Below are 17,158 nucleotides of genomic sequence, written 5' to 3'. Positions count from 1 at the left end.
GGACGGCCGGGGGATCTTCGTGGGATCCCCCGGCCAGGCCCGTCAGACCTCTTCGACGCTGCTCGGCTCGCGCCGGGACAGGTCGATACCGAGCTCCTCCGCCGCGCGGAAGACGTCCTCGTCGGTGTCGCGCATCTCGATGGACATGCCGTCCGAGGACAGCACCTCCACGTTGAGGCAGAGCGACTGCATTTCCTTGATGAGCACCTTGAAGGACTCGGGAATGCCCGGCTCGGGGATGTTCTCGCCCTTGACGATGGCCTCGTAGACCTTCACGCGGCCGGTCACGTCGTCGGACTTGATCGTCAGGAGTTCCTGGAGCGCGTAAGCGGCGCCGTAAGCCTCAAGCGCCCACACCTCCATCTCACCGAAGCGCTGACCACCGAACTGCGCCTTACCACCCAGCGGCTGCTGCGTGATCATCGAGTACGGACCGGTCGAACGGGCGTGGAGCTTGTCGTCGACCAGGTGGTGCAGCTTGAGGATGTACATGTACCCGACCGAGATCGGGTCCGGGAACGGCTCGCCGGAGCGGCCGTCGAACAGGCGCGCCTTACCGGTCGGGAGCACCATGCGCTCGCCGTCGCGGTTCGGGATGGTGTGCTGGAGCAGGCCGGCCAGCTCGTCCTCGCGCGCACCGTCGAAGACGGGGGTGGCGACGTTGGTGCCGGGCGCGACCTGGTCGGCGCCGATCGCCTGGAGGCGCTGCGCCCACTCGTCCGCGAGGCCGGAGACGTCCCAGCCGCGGCTGGCGAGCCAGCCGAGGTGGATCTCCAGGACCTGTCCCGGGTTCATTCGGGACGGGACACCCAGCGGGTTCAGGATGATGTCGACCGGAGTTCCGTCCTCGAGGAACGGCATGTCCTCGATCGGAAGGATCTTCGAGATAACACCCTTGTTGCCGTGGCGGCCGGCGAGCTTGTCACCGTCGGTGATCTTGCGCTTCTGGGCCACGTAGACGCGGACCAGCTGGTTCACGCCCGGAGGAAGCTCGTCGCCCTCCTCGCGGTCGAAGACGCGGACACCGATGACCTTGCCGATCTCACCGTGAGGCACCTTGAGCGAGGTGTCACGCACCTCGCGGGCCTTCTCACCGAAGATCGCGCGGAGCAGGCGCTCCTCGGGGGTCAGCTCGGTCTCACCCTTGGGCGTGACCTTGCCGACGAGGATGTCGCCGGCGACGACGTCCGCACCGATGCGGATGATGCCGCGCTCGTCGAGGTCGGCGAGGACCTCCTCGGATACGTTCGGGATGTCCCGGGTGATCTCCTCGGGGCCCAGCTTGGTGTCACGGGCGTCGACCTCGTGCTCCTCGATGTGGATCGAGGAGAGGACGTCGTCCTGCACGAGGCGCTGCGACAGGATGATCGCGTCCTCGTAGTTGTGGCCTTCCCACGGCATGAACGCGACGAGCAGGTTCTTGCCGAGGGCCATCTCGCCCTCTTCGGTGGCCGGGCCGTCGGCGAGGACCTGGGCCTCGACGATCCGGTCGCCCTCGTTGACGATGACCTTCTGGTTGACCGAGGTGCCCTGGTTCGAGCGGGAGAACTTGGCGACGCGGTACGTGGTGTACGTGCCGTCGTCGTTGGCGACGGTGATGTAGTCGGCCGAGACCTCCTGGACGACACCGTCCTTCTCCGCCTTGATCGAGTCGCCGGCGTCGACCGCACAGCGGTACTCCATGCCGGTGCCGACGAGCGGGGCCTCCGCCTTGATGAGCGGAACGGCCTGGCGCATCATGTTCGCGCCCATGAGGGCACGGTTGGCGTCGTCGTGCTCGAGGAAGGGGATCATCGCGGTCGCGACGGACACCATCTGGCGCGGCGAGACGTCCATGTAGTCCACGTCGGACGGCTCGACGTAGTCGACCTCGCCGCCACGCTTGCGGACCAGGACGCGGTTCTCGGTGAAGCGCAGGTCGTCGTCCAGGCGGGCGTTCGCCTGGGCGATGACGAAGCGGTCTTCCTCGTCGGCGGTGACGTAGTCGACCTCGTCGGTGACGACACCCTCGACGACCTTGCGGTACGGGGTCTCGATGAAGCCGAACGGGTTGATGCGGCCGTAGGAGGCCAGCGAGCCGATCAGACCGATGTTCGGGCCTTCGGGCGTCTCGATCGGGCACATGCGGCCGTAGTGCGACGGGTGCACGTCACGGACCTCGAAGCCGGCCCGCTCACGGGACAGACCACCCGGGCCGAGGGCGTTGAGACGACGCTTGTGCGTCAGGCCCGACAGCGGGTTGTTCTGGTCCATGAACTGCGACAGCTGGCTGGTGCCGAAGAACTCCTTGATGGAGGCGACGACCGGCCGGATGTTGATCAGGGTCTGCGGCGTGATCGCCTCGACGTCCTGGGTGGTCATGCGCTCGCGCACGACGCGCTCCATACGGGCGAGACCCGTACGGACCTGGTTCTGGATGAGCTCGCCGACGTTGCGGATACGACGGTTGCCGAAGTGGTCGATGTCGTCGGTCTCGACGACGATCTCCCGGCCCGACTCGCCGACGGTCTCGGTCTCGCCCGCGTGGAGCTTCACGAGGTACTTGATCGTGGCGATGATGTCGTCGGTGGTGAGCACACCGGCGTCGAGCGGCTCGTCGGCGCCGAGCTTCTTGTTCACCTTGTAGCGGCCGACCTTCGCGAGGTCGTAGCGCTTCGGGTTGAAGTAGAGGTTCTCGAGCAGCGTCTGAGCGGCCTCGCGGGTCGGCGGCTCGCCCGGACGCAGCTTGCGGTAGATGTCGAGCAGCGCGTCGTCCTGGCCCTGGGTGTGGTCCTTCTCCAGGGTGGCGCGCATGGACTCGTACTCGCCGAACTCCTCGAGGATCTGCTCGGTGGTCCAGCCGAGGGCCTTGAGGAGGACGGTGACGGACTGCTTGCGCTTGCGGTCGATGCGGACGCCGACCATGTCGCGCTTGTCGACCTCCATCTCCAGCCAGGCACCCCGGGAGGGGATGATCTTGGCGGAGAAGATGTCCTTGTCGGACGTCTTGTCGATGGAGGAGTCGAAGTAGACACCCGGGGAACGGACGAGCTGCGACACGACGACGCGCTCGGTGCCGTTGATGACGAAGGTGCCCTTGTTGGTCATGAGCGGGAAGTCGCCCATGAAGACCGTCTGAGACTTGATCTCACCGGTCTCGTTGTTCGTGAACTCGGCCGTGACGAAGAGCGGCGCCGCGTACGTGAAGTCGCGCTCCTTGCACTCGTCGACGGAGTTCTTCGCCGGCTCGAACCGGTGGTCGCGGAACGTCAGCGACATCGACCCGGAGAAGTCCTCGATCGGCGAGATCTCCTCGAAGATCTCTTCCAGACCGGACTTGGTGGGGACGTCCTGTCCACTCTCAAGCGCCGACTCGACGCGAGACTTCCAGGCGGCGTTGCCGAGCAGCCAGTCAAAGCTCTCGGTCTGCAGCGCCAGGAGGTTCGGAACCTCGAGGGGCTCCTTGATCTTTGCAAAGGAGATGCGCAGCGGGGCGGTGCTGGCACCGGTGTTCGTATTGGTCGAGGCGTTGCGCGAGGCGGCCAAGAGGGGGTCCTTCCGAGGGCTCGGACTCACTACGCGCGTACCGGTCCCAGCCGACACAGAAGACAGAGCCTCCCCAGCTGGACTAAAAGACCAGGTCAGGGCGTATCAATCCGGTGTGCTCGAGCGTGGGCATGCCCCTGGCGACGGGCAGGGGGCAGCTAACAGGCAGCGCAAAGGGTCAGTGTAGCCACTTGGCTCACTGATGTCCAGACCAGGTTTCCGGAAACCGGCAACAGGCCCTTCCCCACGTCCTCAACCAACACCGCGTCCAGCCAACACCGCAGCCGATGCCGCAGCGCCCGTACACAGAGCGCGTATCAGTACTGCCCTCTTCGTAGTCGATCCATGCCTCGGATCCCGGATCGAGCCGGGGGACCTCGCGACGGGTCTGAGAATTGCGCGCCGCTGGCCGTTCGTCAAGGCCCCGTGCTCCGAGCGGATCATCTCCGGACCCTGCGTCGGGGCAACGAAGATCACCCTACTCCCCAACGAGACCAGGGCAAGTCAGGCACTGCGAATACGCCAAAGGGCGACCACCCTTACGGGTGATCGCCCTTGGTTGAGGCCGTCAGGCGGCCTCAGAGGTGTTACTTGACCTCGACCGAGGCGCCAGCGGCCTTGAGGGCCTCAGCGGCCTTGTCAGCGGCTTCCTTGTTGGCCTTCTCGAGGACCGGCTTCGGGGTGCCGTCGACGAGGTCCTTGGCCTCCTTCAGACCCAGGGAGGTCAGCTCGCGCACGACCTTGATGACCTGGATCTTCTTGTCACCGGCGGCGGTGAGGATGACGTCGAACTCGTCCTTCTCCTCGACCTCGGCCACGGCACCGGCGCCCGGGGCACCCGGGGCGGCGACGGCGACGGCCGCGGCGGCGGTGACGTCGAACTTCTCCTCGAAGGCCTTCACGAACTCGGAGAGCTCGATGAGGGTCATCTCCTCGAACTGGGCGAGGAGGTCTTCCTGAGAGAGCTTCGCCATGATGGGCGATCCTTCCACTAATTCGGCAGGTGCCGGATGTATAGAGAGGCGGGCGTAACGGCCCGCTACGACCCACGCACTAGGCGGCGTAGATCAGTGCGCGAGCCGAATTACTCGGCACCGCCCTGCTCGGCGAGCTTGACGCGAAGGGCTTCCGCAGTGCGGACGAACTTCGACGGCAGCGCCTGGAAGAGCGAGGCAGCCTGGGACTGCTTGCCCTTGAACGCGCCGGCCAGCTTGCTGAGCAGAACCTCGCGGGACTCGAGGTCCGCAAGCTTCTTGATGTCATCGGCGGACAGCGCCTTGCCATCAAGGACACCGCCCTTGATGATCAGGTTCGGGTTCTCCTTGGCGAAGTCACGAAGACCCTTGGCCGACTCCACCGGGTCACCGGTGATGAAGGCGGCACCCGTCGGACCAGTGAACTGGTCGTCGAGCGAGGTGATCCCGGCGTTGTTAGCCGCAATCTTGGTCAGCGTGTTCTTCACCACGGCGTACTGGGCGTTCTCACCGAGCGAACGACGCAGCGTCTTGAGCTGCTTCACGGTGAGACCCCGGTACTCGGTCAGCACGACGGCGCTGGAGCTGCGGAACTTGTCCTCAAGCTCGGCTACGTCGGCAGCCTTGTCGGGCCTTGCCATAGAGCGTCGGCCTCCTTCCGGGTGATGAGGACCGCTCAGAAGGGGCTGACATACAAAACGCCCCGGCGCAGGCGCCAGGGCGTAGCTCAACCGGAAAAATGTCCAGGAACGATTCCACAGTCACCTGCGCGGGTCGTCCGCAGTAGCGGATCCTTCGGCCACCGCACCCTTGTCGGGCACAGCAACGACCAGCGGTCTTTGGCTTCTGTGGAAGAGTACGCGAAGGATGCGAGCCGGAGCAAATCGTCCTCCGGACCGGCCCCCCGACCGGTCCGGAGGGCGGGACTCAGCCCTGGCCGGAGCCCTTGGCGCCGAGGTCCATGACCTGGTCGGCCGGCGGGGCGGCGATGTCGACCGGCTTGTTGTAGTCCAGGAACTTCATCGTCATGTCCATCGGACCCTTGGCCGCCTCGGCGCGGGTGCGGACCTGCTTGGTGTGGTCGCTCTCGTCGATCCACATGTCCATGTTCATGCTCTTGATGCCCTCGCCCTCCAGCTTCTGGATGGACTTCTCCTGGCGTTCCTTGGCCTCGGGAGTGAGGGTGGCGAGGGAGGCCCGCATCTGCTCGATGGTGACCGTGCCGGAGACGTGCCGGGTCTTCACGCCGTCGATGGTCTCCTCGCCGACGGTCTTGAGGTCCTTGGCGCCCAGCAGGTCACCGGCGCGGTCGCCCGGGTTCTCGGCGGCGTTGCCCGACCCGGCGCCGAGGCCGTCCAGCTGCTTGGCGGCCTCCGGGTTCGCGCTCTTCACGTCGATCTTCAGCCAGGCACCCTCGGAGCCCATGTACATGACCCCGTCGACGAGACGGATCTCCACCGCACCGTCCTCGCCCGGCGCGGTCATCTTCATGGCCATGGCCACGGACGGCTTGATGCGCAGAGAGACGTCCGCGTTGACCGGCTTGCCCTGCGCGGTGCCGGTCATGGTGTAGCGCAGCGAGGTGATCTCCTCGGACTTCTTCTTCACCTTCTCCAGGTACGCGGCCGGTGCGGCGTCCGCGGCTCCCTGGGCCGGCTTGCCGGCCGCCGGCGCGGCGGCGGAGGGGGTCGCGGCCGCGGCCTTGCCCCCGTCGTCCTTCTTGCCGCCCTCGCAGGCGGTCGTGGCCCCGCCCACGAGCAGTACGGCGGCCAGTGCGGCCATGGCGGTCTTCTTGCGGTACACGAGCATGGAGTCCCCACCCCTGGTGCGAATCGATCAACCGTCCGACCCTACGGTAAAGGGACGGGAAAGTCGCATGGGATTTCGGGCGCCCCGGGGCAAACGAAACCGGCCCCCCGCTTCCCGTGAGGGAGGCGGGGGGCCGGTTCAGCCAGAAAGGCGAGAGCCGTCAGGCTCAGACCGCGGCCGGGTCTTCCTCGACGAGGAGGTTCCGGGTGCGGTTGGAGTCCAGCTGGATGCCGGGGCCCATCGTGGTGCTCAGGGCGGCCTTCTTGATGTAGCGGCCCTTGGCGGCGGACGGCTTCAGACGGACGATCTCGTCCAGCGCCGCCGCGTAGTTCTCGACCAGCTGCTCATCGGAGAAGGAGACCTTGCCGATGATGAAGTGCAGGTTCGAGTGCTTGTCGACGCGGAACTCGATCTTGCCACCCTTGATGTCGGTGACAGCCTTGGCGACGTCCATGGTGACGGTGCCGGTCTTCGGGTTCGGCATGAGACCACGCGGACCGAGCACGCGGCCGAGGCGGCCGACCTTGCCCATGAGGTCCGGGGTCGCCACGACGGCGTCGAACTCGTTGAGGCGGTTGCCCTTGGCGATCTCGTTGATCAGCTCGTCGTCGCCGACGATGTCGGCGCCGGCGGCTTCCGCGGCCGCAGCACGGTCACCGGTCGCGAAGACCAGGACCCGGGCGGTCTTACCGGTGCCGTGCGGGAGGTTCACGGTGCCGCGGACCATCTGGTCGGCCTTGCGCGGGTCGACACCCAGGCGGAAGGCAACCTCGACGGTGGCGTCGAACTTGGTGGTGCTGGTCTCCTTGGCGAGACGGACGGCCTCGAGGGGAGCGTAGAGCTTCTCCCGGTCGACCTTGGCGTCCGCAGCGCGGAGAGTCTTGCTGCGCTTCACTTCTGCTCCTGTGTAAGTGCTTCAGGCATGGAGTCGTGGTACGGACCAGCGCTTGGCCCTACCACTGGGGAACTGCGAGGGGCTGATCAGCCCTCGATCGTGACACCCATGGAACGGGCGGTGCCGGCGATGATCTTCTCGGCGGCGTCCAGGTCGTTCGCGTTGAGGTCGGGCATCTTGATCGTGGCGATCTCGCGGACCTGGTCACGCGTGAGCTTCGCGACCTTGGTCTTGTGCGGCTCGCCGGAGCCCTTCTCGATGCCCGCGTGCTTCAGGATGAGGCGCGCGGCCGGCGGGGTCTTGGTGATGAAGGTGAAGGAACGGTCCTCGTAGACCGTGATCTCCACCGGCACGACCATGCCACGCTGCGACTCGGTCGCGGCGTTGTAGGCCTTGCAGAACTCCATGATGTTGACGCCGTGCTGACCGAGCGCGGGGCCGACCGGCGGAGCCGGGTTGGCCGCACCGGCCTTGATCTGGAGCTTGATAAGCCCCGTGACCTTCTTCTTCTTGGGAGGCATTGCTCTCTCCGGGTCCTAGTGAGAGTTTTCCAGCCGCCTTCCGGTCATCCGGATGGAGGCATACCGCACCACGATAACGGGTATCGGTGCGGGGCTAAAAACCGAGCAGGTCAGACCGCCTTTTCGGGCTGGTCTGACCTGCTTCGGAAGCGTCGCTCAGAAGATCTGGATCAGTTCTTCTGAATCTGGTCGAAGCTCAGCTCGACCGGGGTCTCGCGGCCGAAGATCTCGACGAGGCCCTTGACCTTCTTCGAGTCCGGGTTGATCTCGTTGATCGTCGCCTGGAGCGTCGCGAACGGGCCGTCGGTGACGGTGACCGAGTCGCCGACCTCGAAGTCCAGGACCTCGATGGTGCGCTTGACGGCGGGGGCCGGGAGACCGGCTTCCTCGGCGGCCTGCTTGGCGGCCTTCTCCTGCGCCTCCGGGGCGAGCATCTTGACGATCTCGTCCAGGGTCAGCGGGTACGGGTCGTACGCGTTGCCGACGAAGCCGGTGACGCCGGGGGTGTTGCGGACGACGCCCCAGGACTCGTTCGTCAGGTCCATGCGGACGAGAACGTAGCCGGGCAGCTTGTTCTGCCGGACGTTCTTGCGCTCGCCGTTCTTGATCTGGACGATCTCTTCCTCGGGCACCTCGGCCTGGTAGATGAACTCCTCGACGTTCAGCGAGACGGCACGCTGCTCCAGGTTCGCCTTCACGCGCTTCTCGTAGCCCGCGTAGGTGTGGATCACGTACCACTCGCCGGGGAGCAGGCGCAGCTCGTCGCGCAGGGCCTGGATCGGGTCGACGGGCTCGGCGGGAGCGGCCTCCTCGGCCTCCTCCGCGTCCTCGGCCGGAGCGGCGTCCTCGACGTCGCCCTCGTCCTCGGAGTCCTCGACGCCCTCGTCCTCGGAGTCCTCGTCGGCCTCGGCCTCGTCGTCAGCGTCCTCGACGTGCAGCGCGGCCTCCTCGGCGGCGATGCCGGCCTCGGCGTCGGCGAGCTCGGCCTCGTCGGGGTCCACAGCGTCTGCCGCCTCGACGATGTCGAGCTCGTCCTCGACGGACTCGACGGAGTCGTGGCTCGCGTTCAGGTTCGGGTCAGACACGGTGGCTGCTTCTTCCTGGATACAAAAGGTGGTGGAACATGCGAAAAGGGGCGGCACCCATCAAGGCGCCGCCCTCCGCGGGGATCAGCCGAAGACGAACTTGATGGCTTGCTGGAACCCATAGTCAATCACGGTCACCAGACCGATCATGATGACGACGAAGACAATCACCACGCTGGTGTACGTCGTGAGCTGGTTTCGCGTGGGCCAGACGACCTTGCGGAGTTCCGCGACGATCTGGCGGTAGAAAAGCGCGAGGCGGCCCAGGGGGCCCTTCTTCCCGCGCTTGCCGCCCTTGCGGGCCTTCTTCTCGCGGGTGTCGCTGTCGGCGTCAGGCATGTCGATGGAGCCCAGGGCGTCCGTCACGTCTCTCACCTGAATCCGGGTCGTGGCCGTAGCCGCGCCCGGTTGCGCCGCACGGCGTTGCATCGAAATACGTACCTGCGCACACATCCGAGAAGGAGTGTGGAGCAGGGCCGGAGGGACTCGAACCCCCAACCGCTGGTTTTGGAGACCAGTGCTCTACCAATTGAGCTACGACCCTTTGCGCTCCCCAACCTACCGCATCCGGACGAGTGCACGGAGTGCTCACGCCCCGGGGCGTTTGGTGAGGACCAACGACAGCAGAGCATACGTGGTCCTGGGCCCGACGTCGAACAGAGAACATCCGGACCTGCTCCGTCCGGTGACTGAAACGGTGTGCGGGGCTTCCGGAGCGTCTGGGACGATTGGCCGCATGACCTCTGCAACGCCTTCCTCCGAGCGCCGGGTGTCCGCCCGTATCGGCGCCATTTCCGAGTCCGCGACCCTCGCCGTCGACGCCAAGGCCAAGGCCCTCAAGGCCGCCGGGCGCCCGGTGATCGGCTTCGGCGCGGGCGAGCCCGACTTCCCGACTCCGGACTACATCGTCGAGGCGGCGGTCGCGGCCTGCCGCGACCCGAAGTTCCACCGCTACACGCCGGCCGGCGGTCTGCCCGAGCTCAAGAAGGCCATCGCCGCCAAGACGCTGCGCGACTCCGGCTACGAGGTGGACGCGTCGCAGGTCCTGGTGACCAACGGCGGCAAGCAGGCCATCTACGAGGCCTTCGCGGCGATCCTCGACCCGGGCGACGAGGTCATCGTCCCGGCCCCGTACTGGACCACCTACCCGGAGTCGATCCGCCTCGCCGGCGGCGTCCCGGTCGAGGTCGTCGCCGACGAGACCACCGGGTACCGGGTCTCCGTCGAGCAGCTGGAGGCGGCGCGCACCGAGCGCACCAAGGTCGTCCTGTTCGTCTCCCCGTCCAACCCGACGGGTGCCGTGTACAGCGAGGACGACGCCCGCGCGATCGGCGAGTGGGCCGCCGGGCACGGCCTGTGGGTGCTGACCGACGAGATCTACGAGCACCTGGTCTACGGCGACGCGAAGTTCACCTCGCTGCCCGTGCTGGTCCCGGCCCTGCGCGACAAGTGCATCGTCGTCAACGGCGTCGCCAAGACGTACGCGATGACGGGCTGGCGCGTGGGCTGGGTCATCGCCCCGCAGGACGTCATCAAGGCCGCGACCAACCTGCAGTCGCACGCCACCTCCAACGTCTCCAACGTGGCGCAGGTCGCCGCGCTGGCCGCCGTATCGGGCGACCTGGAGGCCGTCGCGGAGATGCGCAAGGCCTTCGACCGCCGCCGCCAGACGATGGTCAAGATGCTGAACGAGATCGACGGCGTCTTCTGCCCGACCCCCGAGGGCGCGTTCTACGCGTACCCGTCGGTCAAGGAGCTGCTCGGCAAGGAGATCCGCGGCAAGCGCCCGCAGACCTCGGTCGAGCTCGCCGCGCTGATCCTGGACGAGGCCGAGGTCGCCGTCGTCCCCGGTGAGGCCTTCGGCACCCCCGGCTACCTGCGCCTTTCGTACGCCCTGGGCGACGAGGACCTGGTCGAGGGCGTGACCCGGATCCAGAACCTCCTGGCCGAGGCCAAGGCCTGAGGCACCCCGCGGAGCGGCGCCGTCCCACCGGGGGCGGCGCCGCTCCGGCGTTTCCGGCCCCCGCCGGGGGCCGCCCGGGGTCGCCGGGGCCCCGCCGGGCGTCAGATTCATGTTCGGGCAATGTCCCGTTCAGGTAATCCCCTGCCAATCGGATGACCGATGCGGCAGGATCACCAGATGGAGCACGTACGCGATCTCACGCTTCTGCCGAAGGCCCACCTGCACCTGCACTTCACCGGCTCGATGCGCCCGTCGACCCTGCTGGAGCTGGCCGACAAGTACGGCGTCCGGCTGCCGGACGCACTGACCGCCGGCGAGCCGCCCAAGCTGCGGGCCACCGACGAACGCGGCTGGTTCCGCTTCCAGCGGCTCTACGACGCCGCCCGCTCCTGCCTGCGGGAGCCCGAGGACATCCGGCGGCTGGTCCGCGAGGCCGCCGAGGAGGACGTCCGGGACGGCAGCGGCTGGCTGGAGATCCAGGTGGACCCCACCTCCTACGCCCCGCTGCTCGGCGGCATGATCCCGGCCGTGGAGATCATCCTCGACGCCGTCGACGCCGCCTCCCGGGAGACGGGGCTGGGCATGCGGGTGCTGATCGCCGCCAACCGGATGAAGCACCCCCTGGACGCCCGCACCCTGGCCCGGCTGGCCGTCCGGTACGCCGACCGGGGGATCGTCGGCTTCGGCCTCTCCAACGACGAGCGCCGCGGCATGGCCCGCGACTTCGACCGGGCCTTCGCCATCGCCCGCGAGGGCGGTCTGCTGGCGGCCCCGCACGGCGGTGAGCTGACCGGACCGGCCTCGGTCCGCGACTGCCTCGACGACCTGCACGCCTCCCGCATCGGGCACGGTGTCCGGGCCGCCGAGGACCCGCGGCTGCTGAAGCGGCTCGCGGACCGGCAGATCACCTGCGAGGTCTGCCCGGCGTCCAATGTCGCGCTCGGCGTCTACGAGCGGCCCGAGGACGTCCCGCTGCGCACCCTCTTCGAGGCCGGGGTGCCGATGGCCCTGGGCGCGGACGACCCGCTGCTCTTCGGTTCGCGGCTGGCGGCCCAGTACGAGATCGCGCGCCGCCACCACGCCTTCACGGACGAGGAGCTCGCCGAGCTGGCCCGCCAGTCGGTGCGGGGTTCGGCGGCGCCGGAGGAGGTCAAGGCGAAGCTGCTGGACGGGATCGAGCACTGGCTCAGCGGGTGAGCCGCAGGTCGCCCTCGTGACAGTCGGCCCGTACCCGGCGGCCGTCGGGGAAGCCGATCTCCAGGTGGGTGCGGCCCTGCTCGGGCAGGGCGAACTCGGCGACCGATTCGACGGTCTGGCCGACGTGGCGCAGGAACGGGTGCTCGCCGAGGTCCTCGCCGACCTCGATGCGGCCCCACTCCCCCAGGTCGTACGGCTCGTGGGGCGCGGCGGACTCGACGATGAGGCACCAGTCGGACCCGGTGGTGATGCGGGTGGACTCGCCGGCGCTGTCGATCAGCCATACGTCGAGCGGGGCCTCGGAGCGCTCGCCCTCGCAGATGTGCCAGGAGGCGACGACCCGGCTGATCTGGCGTCCCACGAGGCGCGTGGGGTCCGTTCCGGCCCCGTGCAGGGGGCAGTTCATCTCAGAGGCGGACGCCGACCGTCACCGGCTCGTTGACGAGGGTGACGCCGAAGGCCGCGTGGACCCCGGCGACGACCTCGCGGGCCAGGGCCAGCAGGTCCTCGGTGGTGGCCTGGCCCCGGTTGGTGAGGGCGAGGGTGTGCTTGGTGGAGATGCGGGCGGGGCCGGTGCCGTAGCCCTTGGTGAAGCCGGCCTTGTCGATCAGCCAGGCCGCGCTGGTCTTGGTACGGCCCTCGCCGGCCGGGTAGGCGGGCGGGGCGGTGTCGGGGCCGAGGCGGTCCTGGACGCGGGCGAGGAAGGCGGCGTAGGCCTCGTCGGTGAGGATCGGGTTGTGGAAGAAGGAGCCGGCGGACCAGGTGTCGTGGTCGGCGGGGTCGAGGACCATGCCCTTGCCGGCGCGCAGGCGCAGGACGGTCTCGCGGGCGACGGCGGCCGGGACGCGGTCGCCGGCCTCGACGCCGAGGGCGCGGGCCGTCTCGGGGTACTTGACGGGGGCGGAGAGGCCGCCGGCGTCCTCGAGGGCGAAGCGCACGCGCAGCACGACGTAGCGGTCGGGCTGGTCCTTGAAGAGGCTGTGGCGGTAGCGGAAGGCGCATTCGGCGGCGGTCAGGGTGACGGTCTCGCCGGTGGTGCGGTCGTAGGCGACGACCTCGGTGATGGTGTCGCAGACCTCCTGGCCGTACGCCCCGACGTTCTGGATCGGGGTGGCGCCGGCGGAGCCGGGGATCCCGGCGAGGCATTCGATGCCCGCGAGGCCGGCTTCGACGGTGCGGGCGACGGCGTCGCTCCAGTTCTCGCCGGCGGCGAGTTCCAGGGTGGTGCCGTCGAGGGTGAAGCCGGTGGTGGCGATGCGCAGGGCGGTGCCGTCGAAGCCCTCGTCGCCGATGACGAGGTTGCTGCCGCCGCCGATGACCAGCAGCGGGGTGCCGCTCGCGTCCGCGGCGCGGACGGTTTCGACCACCTCGGCGTCGGTGGTCGCGGTGACCAGCCGGGCCGCGGGGCCGCCGAGGCGGAAGGTGGTCAGCGGGGCGAGGGGGGCGTCGTGGAGTTCCTGCACGTGGACAAGAGTACGGTCCGTCCCCCTCGCATCCCGGCGGGGCACTCAGTGGCCCGGCTTCTGCTCGGCCAGACGCCGCTCGGCCTCGGCCCAGGTGAGGGGGAGTTCGCGGGCGGGAGCGGTCCAGTAGGTGAAGGCGGACTCCTTCATGTACGCGCTGGCGGCGCGGGAGCTGGAGCGGTGGGGCTCGCTGCGGGCGAAGCGGTAGAGGGCGTCGCGGTCCTCCCAGGCGGAGAGGGTGAGGAAGGTCCGGCTGAAGACGCGGGCGCGGAGGGCGGCGCCGTGGGCGCCGGGGGCCTTGCGGATCTGGCCGATGATGCCGGGTGCCTTGAGGAAGAACTTGAAGGCGCCCGCGAGGGTGGCGGTTTCGAAGCGGGAGGCCATGACGTAGACCTCGGCGTCGGGGGCGGGGGCGGTGGGGGCGATCCAGGGGATGTCGGGCATGGCTGGGCTCCTTCGGTTTGTTCGGATCCAGATCGGGCCGCGCAGGGAGTAAGGGGCGCCAGCGCCTCTTGAGTCGTACGCATCGTAATGGGCCGTGCGGGAGTTTGGGTAGTACATTGCGGGCTGGGATTCAGCTGGCGGCGGTCACCTCGGGCGTGCGGGCGGACGGGGTGGCGGCGGCCGGGGCCGGGGACGGCCGCTTGGTCCCGCGGGGCAGGAGCAGGGCGAGGACAGCGGCGAGGGCGACGGCTGCGGCGCCGATCCACAAGGCGGGGACGGTGCCGTCGGTGAAGGTCTGCGGGGTCCGGTAGCCGCCGTGGGCGGAGAAGACGGAGGCCAGGACGGCCACACCGAGGGCGCCGCCGACCTCGCGGAGGGCGTTGTTGGTGCCGGAGGCCTTGCCCTGGTCGGCGGCGGCCACGGTGGACATGAGCACGTGGTTGGCCGGTGCGAAGTACAGGGACATGCCGATCCCGCTGAGGACGAGGGCCGGGAGCTGGGCGGCGTAGGAGACGCCGGGGCTCAGGACGAGGGCGAACCAGCCGAGGCCCAGGGCCTGGAGGGTCAGGCCGGCGGCGACGACGGGGCGGCCGCCGATCCGGTCGGAGAGGATCCCGGCGAGCGGGGCGACGACGATGCCCATGCCGGTCCAGGGGAGCATGCGCAGGCCCGCCCCGGTGGGCGAGTAGCCGGCGACGCCCTGGAGGAACTGGCTGAGCAGGAAGATCGACCCGAACATGCCGAGGTACATCAGCAGGCTGGCGAGGTTGATCCCGAGGAAGCCGCGGTCGCGGAAGAGCCGCATGGGCAGGACGGGGTCGGAGTTGCGGAAGCCGTGGCGGACGAAGCCGCCGACGAGGGCGCTGCCGGCGATGAGCGCGGTGAGGACGGGGGCGCTGGTCCAGCCGTGGGCGTTGGCGTTGACCAGGCCGTAGACGATGCCGAAGAGGCCGCCGCTGATGAGGAGGGTGCCGGGGAGGTCGAGGCGGGCGTCCGGGACGGTGGACTCGGCGAGGCGCAGGCGGGCGAGGGGGATCAGGGCGAGGCCGATGGGCACGTTCAGCCAGAAGATCCACTGCCAGGAGACGTGCTCGGTGAGGCTGCCGCCGATGAGGGGTCCGCTGGCGACGGCCAGGCCGGTGACGGCTCCGTAGATCCCGAGGGCCAGGCCGCGGCGGGCGGCCGGGACGGCGGCGGTGAGGAGGGTGAGGCTGAGCGGCATCATGACCGCCGCACCGGCGCCCTGGACGGCGCGGGCGGCGATGAGCTGGCCTATGCCGGGAGAGAGGGCGGCGGCCGCGGAGGCGACGGTGAAGAGGGCGAGGCCGGTGGTGAAGAGCCGGCGGCGGCCGAAGCGGTCGCCGAGGGCGGAGCCGAACATCAGCAGGACGGCGAAGGTGAGCGTGTAGGCGTTCACCGTCCATTCCAGGTCCTCCAGCTTCCCGCCGAGGTCGGCGCGGATGGCGGGGAGGGCGGTGGTGACGACGAGGTTGTCGAGGGCTGCCATGAAGCCGGCGGCGCCGGTGAGGACGAGGGCCCAGACCGCGGACGGCCCGAGTTTCTGCTGGGTCATGTTTCCCCCTGGATGGTTTGTTAGTTATTGCTGACTAACTTTCGAGGCCAGACGGATGCGAGGCCGCGTTCGGCCCCGCATCTCACGCCGTGCGACCGCCCCTCGGGGCGCGCACCGATCCGGCCGCCTTGGCGACGTCGCCCGGGAAGCCGTCCCAGATCCGGTGGCCGGAGGGGAACCCCATGGCGGACAGGGTGTTGATGAGCATCCCCTGCGCCATGAAGGCGGTGGTCTGGTGGACGTCGCCGAGCGGGATGCCGACGGTGTCCCACAGCTCCAGCCAGCCGGCCCGTACGAGCTCGCCGAGCTCGTGGTCGCCGGCGGCCTCGGCGGCGGCCACGGTGACGTACATCTGGAGCTGCATCTGGAGCATCGCCGGGTCCTCGGCGATCAGCCGGACGTAGGCCTCGCCCATGGCGGCGCGGGCCTCCTCGCCGTGCAGCCCGTCGGCGGCCTCGGCGAAGACCTTGCGGGTGCTCTCCAGGCACCGCCCGGCGGCGGCCAGGAAAATGGCCTTCTTGCCCGGGAAGAGGCGGAAGAGATAGGGCTGCGACACCCCGACGCGCTTGGCGATCGCCTCCGTGGAGGTCCCGTGGTAGCCGCCGCGCGCGAACTCCTGGATCGCGGCGCGGATGACGCTCTCGCGCCGCTCGTCCGCACTCATCCTTGCCATGCATGGAAAGTTAGTACTCAATCACTAACTAAGTCAAGGGGCTGTGTGCGAGGGCGGAGGAGGAGCCGGAGGGGGAGGCGGAGAGGGCACGGGGGCGCGGGGGGGTGGCCCCGCGCCTCGGCCCGTCGTCAGGTGGCCGGTCAGGCCAGCCGGACCACCGCACGGGACATGCCCAGGACCTTCTGCCCTGCGCTCATCGCCGTCAGGTCGACCCGTACGCGGTTGTCGTCCAGCTTCTGCGCGACCTTGGCGGTGACCTCGATCAGCGCACCCTGGTCGTCGTTCGGGACCACGACCGGCTTGGTGAAGCGGACGCCGTACTCCACGACCGCGCCCGGGTCGCCGACCCAGTCGGTCACGACGCGGATCGCCTCGGCCATGGTGAACATGCCGTGCGCGATGACGTCCGGCAGCCCGACCTCCTTGGCGAACTTCTCGTTCCAGTGGATCGGGTTGAAGTCGCCCGAGGCGCCGGCGTAGCGCACGAGCGTGGCGCGGGTCACGGGGAAGGACGCCGCCGGGAGCTCGGTGCCGACCTCGACGTCGGCGTAGTGGATCTGCGCGGTCATCTCAGGCCTCCTCGGGGGCGCGGGACACGAGCTTGGTCCACGCGGTCACCACGTGCTCGCCGGACTCGTCGTGGACTTCGCCGCGGATGTCGATGATGTCGTTCCCGGCGAGCGACTTCACGGCCTCGATGGTCGAGGTCACGGTGAGCCGGTCACCCGCGCGCACGGGGCGCACGTACGCGAACTTCTGGTCGCCGTGCACGACGCGGCTGTAGTCCAGGCCCAGCTGCGGGTCCTGGACGACCTGGCCCGCGGCGGCGAAGGTGATGGCGAACACGAAAGTCGGCGGGGCGATCACGTCCTGGTGACCGAACGCCTTGGCGGCTTCGGGGTCGGTGTAGACGGGATTCTCGTCACCCACCGCGACCGCGAATTCGCGGATCTTCTCCCGGCCGACCTCGTACGGCTGCGTGGGCGGGTAGGTCCGCCCCACGAAGGCCTGGTCGAGTGCCATGGCTCACTACCTC

Annotated in this window: 17 protein-coding genes and 1 tRNA gene; 2 read left to right on the top strand and 16 right to left on the bottom strand. The window is 68.9% G+C overall.

The window, feature by feature from the left end; genetic code table 11:
• Positions 1–42: 42 nt before the first annotated feature.
• The 9 genes from rpoB to B4U46_RS21135 all read right to left on the bottom strand — a co-directional run bounded on the left by rpoB (position 43) and on the right by B4U46_RS21135 (position 9,353).
• Positions 43–3,525 carry a DNA-directed RNA polymerase subunit beta gene (rpoB, locus tag B4U46_RS21180; RefSeq protein ID WP_079429293.1) on the bottom strand — a complete coding sequence of 1,161 codons (3,483 nt, stop codon included), beginning with the start codon at positions 3,523–3,525 and terminating at the stop codon, positions 43–45.
• Between the two features lie 587 nt (positions 3,526–4,112).
• Complete coding sequence (rplL, locus tag B4U46_RS21170; protein ID WP_079429292.1) at positions 4,113–4,499, bottom strand: 50S ribosomal protein L7/L12; 387 nt, start codon at positions 4,497–4,499, stop codon at positions 4,113–4,115.
• Positions 4,500–4,609: 110 nt separating this feature from the next.
• Positions 4,610–5,140, bottom strand: a complete 531-nt coding sequence (gene rplJ / locus B4U46_RS21165) for a 50S ribosomal protein L10 (RefSeq protein ID WP_045945276.1) — start codon at positions 5,138–5,140, stop codon at positions 4,610–4,612.
• A 286-nt stretch (positions 5,141–5,426) separates the two neighbouring features.
• Positions 5,427–6,308: an LppX_LprAFG lipoprotein gene (locus B4U46_RS21160; RefSeq protein WP_237293049.1), complete on the bottom strand. Its 882-nt coding sequence runs from the start codon at positions 6,306–6,308 to the stop codon at positions 5,427–5,429.
• 166 nt (positions 6,309–6,474) lie between these two features.
• Entirely contained in the window at positions 6,475–7,203 is a 729-nt protein-coding gene (gene rplA / locus B4U46_RS21155) for a 50S ribosomal protein L1 (protein WP_042818557.1), read from the bottom strand.
• 86 nt (positions 7,204–7,289) lie between these two features.
• Positions 7,290–7,724 carry a 50S ribosomal protein L11 gene (gene rplK, locus B4U46_RS21150; protein WP_079429291.1) on the bottom strand — a complete coding sequence of 145 codons (435 nt, stop codon included), beginning with the start codon at positions 7,722–7,724 and terminating at the stop codon, positions 7,290–7,292.
• A 170-nt stretch (positions 7,725–7,894) separates the two neighbouring features.
• On the bottom strand, positions 7,895–8,809 hold the full coding sequence (gene nusG / locus B4U46_RS21145; RefSeq protein ID WP_079429290.1) for a transcription termination/antitermination protein NusG: 915 nt from the start codon (positions 8,807–8,809) through the stop codon (positions 7,895–7,897).
• Positions 8,810–8,893: 84 nt separating this feature from the next.
• Entirely contained in the window at positions 8,894–9,175 is a 282-nt protein-coding gene (gene secE, locus B4U46_RS21140; RefSeq protein ID WP_079429289.1) for a preprotein translocase subunit SecE, read from the bottom strand.
• A 105-nt stretch (positions 9,176–9,280) separates the two neighbouring features.
• A tRNA-Trp gene (locus B4U46_RS21135) sits at positions 9,281–9,353 on the bottom strand.
• Between the two features lie 192 nt (positions 9,354–9,545).
• On the opposite strand from B4U46_RS21135, the gene B4U46_RS21130 reads away from it, so the two are divergent.
• Positions 9,546–10,772, top strand: a complete 1,227-nt coding sequence (locus tag B4U46_RS21130) for a pyridoxal phosphate-dependent aminotransferase (RefSeq protein WP_079429288.1) — start codon at positions 9,546–9,548, stop codon at positions 10,770–10,772.
• A 177-nt stretch (positions 10,773–10,949) separates the two neighbouring features.
• The gene (locus B4U46_RS21125) at positions 10,950–11,969 is read left to right on the top strand and encodes an adenosine deaminase (RefSeq protein WP_079429287.1); all 1,020 of its coding nucleotides are present in this window, start codon (positions 10,950–10,952) and stop codon (positions 11,967–11,969) included.
• Here the strand turns inward: B4U46_RS21125 and B4U46_RS21120 are convergent.
• The 7 genes from B4U46_RS21120 to B4U46_RS21090 all read right to left on the bottom strand — a co-directional run bounded on the left by B4U46_RS21120 (position 11,959) and on the right by B4U46_RS21090 (position 17,145).
• Complete coding sequence (locus B4U46_RS21120; protein ID WP_237293042.1) at positions 11,959–12,330, bottom strand: hypothetical protein; 372 nt, start codon at positions 12,328–12,330, stop codon at positions 11,959–11,961. The genes B4U46_RS21125 and B4U46_RS21120 overlap by 11 nt on opposite strands.
• Positions 12,331–12,376: 46 nt before the next feature.
• On the bottom strand, positions 12,377–13,477 hold the full coding sequence (locus tag B4U46_RS21115; protein ID WP_261340945.1) for a UDP-N-acetylmuramate dehydrogenase: 1,101 nt from the start codon (positions 13,475–13,477) through the stop codon (positions 12,377–12,379).
• Positions 13,478–13,876, bottom strand: a complete 399-nt coding sequence (locus B4U46_RS21110; RefSeq protein WP_079429284.1) for a DUF3291 domain-containing protein — start codon at positions 13,874–13,876, stop codon at positions 13,478–13,480.
• Positions 13,877–14,006: 130 nt separating this feature from the next.
• Entirely contained in the window at positions 14,007–15,449 is a 1,443-nt protein-coding gene (locus tag B4U46_RS21105; protein ID WP_079429283.1) for an MFS transporter, read from the bottom strand.
• 82 nt (positions 15,450–15,531) lie between these two features.
• Positions 15,532–16,122 carry a TetR/AcrR family transcriptional regulator gene (locus B4U46_RS21100; protein ID WP_079429282.1) on the bottom strand — a complete coding sequence of 197 codons (591 nt, stop codon included), beginning with the start codon at positions 16,120–16,122 and terminating at the stop codon, positions 15,532–15,534.
• Positions 16,123–16,262: 140 nt separating this feature from the next.
• Complete coding sequence (locus tag B4U46_RS21095; RefSeq protein ID WP_079429281.1) at positions 16,263–16,691, bottom strand: MaoC family dehydratase; 429 nt, start codon at positions 16,689–16,691, stop codon at positions 16,263–16,265.
• 1 nt (position 16,692) lies between these two features.
• Entirely contained in the window at positions 16,693–17,145 is a 453-nt protein-coding gene (locus B4U46_RS21090; protein ID WP_079429280.1) for a MaoC family dehydratase N-terminal domain-containing protein, read from the bottom strand.
• Between the last annotated feature and the right edge of the window lie 13 nt (positions 17,146–17,158).

Origin of the sequence: Streptomyces katrae (assembly GCF_002028425.1) — a bacterium.
Classification (GTDB): Bacteria; Actinomycetota; Actinomycetes; order Streptomycetales; family Streptomycetaceae; genus Streptomyces; species Streptomyces katrae_A.
This window is presented reverse-complemented; position numbering and strand designations above follow the sequence as displayed.

Bases quoted from the DNA above. Each gene is read 5' to 3' on its own strand.
- B4U46_RS21130 (WP_079429288.1), top strand. From the start codon at position 9,546: ATGACCTCTGCAACGCCTTCCTCCGAGCGCCGGGTGTCCGCCCGTATC.
- B4U46_RS21100 (WP_079429282.1), bottom strand. From the start codon at position 16,122: ATGGCAAGGATGAGTGCGGACGAGCGGCGCGAGAGCGTCATCCGCGCC.
- B4U46_RS21095 (WP_079429281.1), bottom strand. From the start codon at position 16,691: ATGACCGCGCAGATCCACTACGCCGACGTCGAGGTCGGCACCGAGCTC.
- B4U46_RS21105 (WP_079429283.1), bottom strand. From the start codon at position 15,449: ATGACCCAGCAGAAACTCGGGCCGTCCGCGGTCTGGGCCCTCGTCCTC.
- B4U46_RS21160 (WP_237293049.1), bottom strand. From the start codon at position 6,308: ATGCTCGTGTACCGCAAGAAGACCGCCATGGCCGCACTGGCCGCCGTA.
- B4U46_RS21110 (WP_079429284.1), bottom strand. From the start codon at position 13,876: ATGCCCGACATCCCCTGGATCGCCCCCACCGCCCCCGCCCCCGACGCC.
- B4U46_RS21090 (WP_079429280.1), bottom strand. From the start codon at position 17,145: ATGGCACTCGACCAGGCCTTCGTGGGGCGGACCTACCCGCCCACGCAG.
- rplJ (WP_045945276.1), bottom strand. From the start codon at position 5,140: ATGGCAAGGCCCGACAAGGCTGCCGACGTAGCCGAGCTTGAGGACAAG.
- rplL (WP_079429292.1), bottom strand. From the start codon at position 4,499: ATGGCGAAGCTCTCTCAGGAAGACCTCCTCGCCCAGTTCGAGGAGATG.
- rplK (WP_079429291.1), bottom strand. From the start codon at position 7,724: ATGCCTCCCAAGAAGAAGAAGGTCACGGGGCTTATCAAGCTCCAGATC.
- B4U46_RS21125 (WP_079429287.1), top strand. From the start codon at position 10,950: ATGGAGCACGTACGCGATCTCACGCTTCTGCCGAAGGCCCACCTGCAC.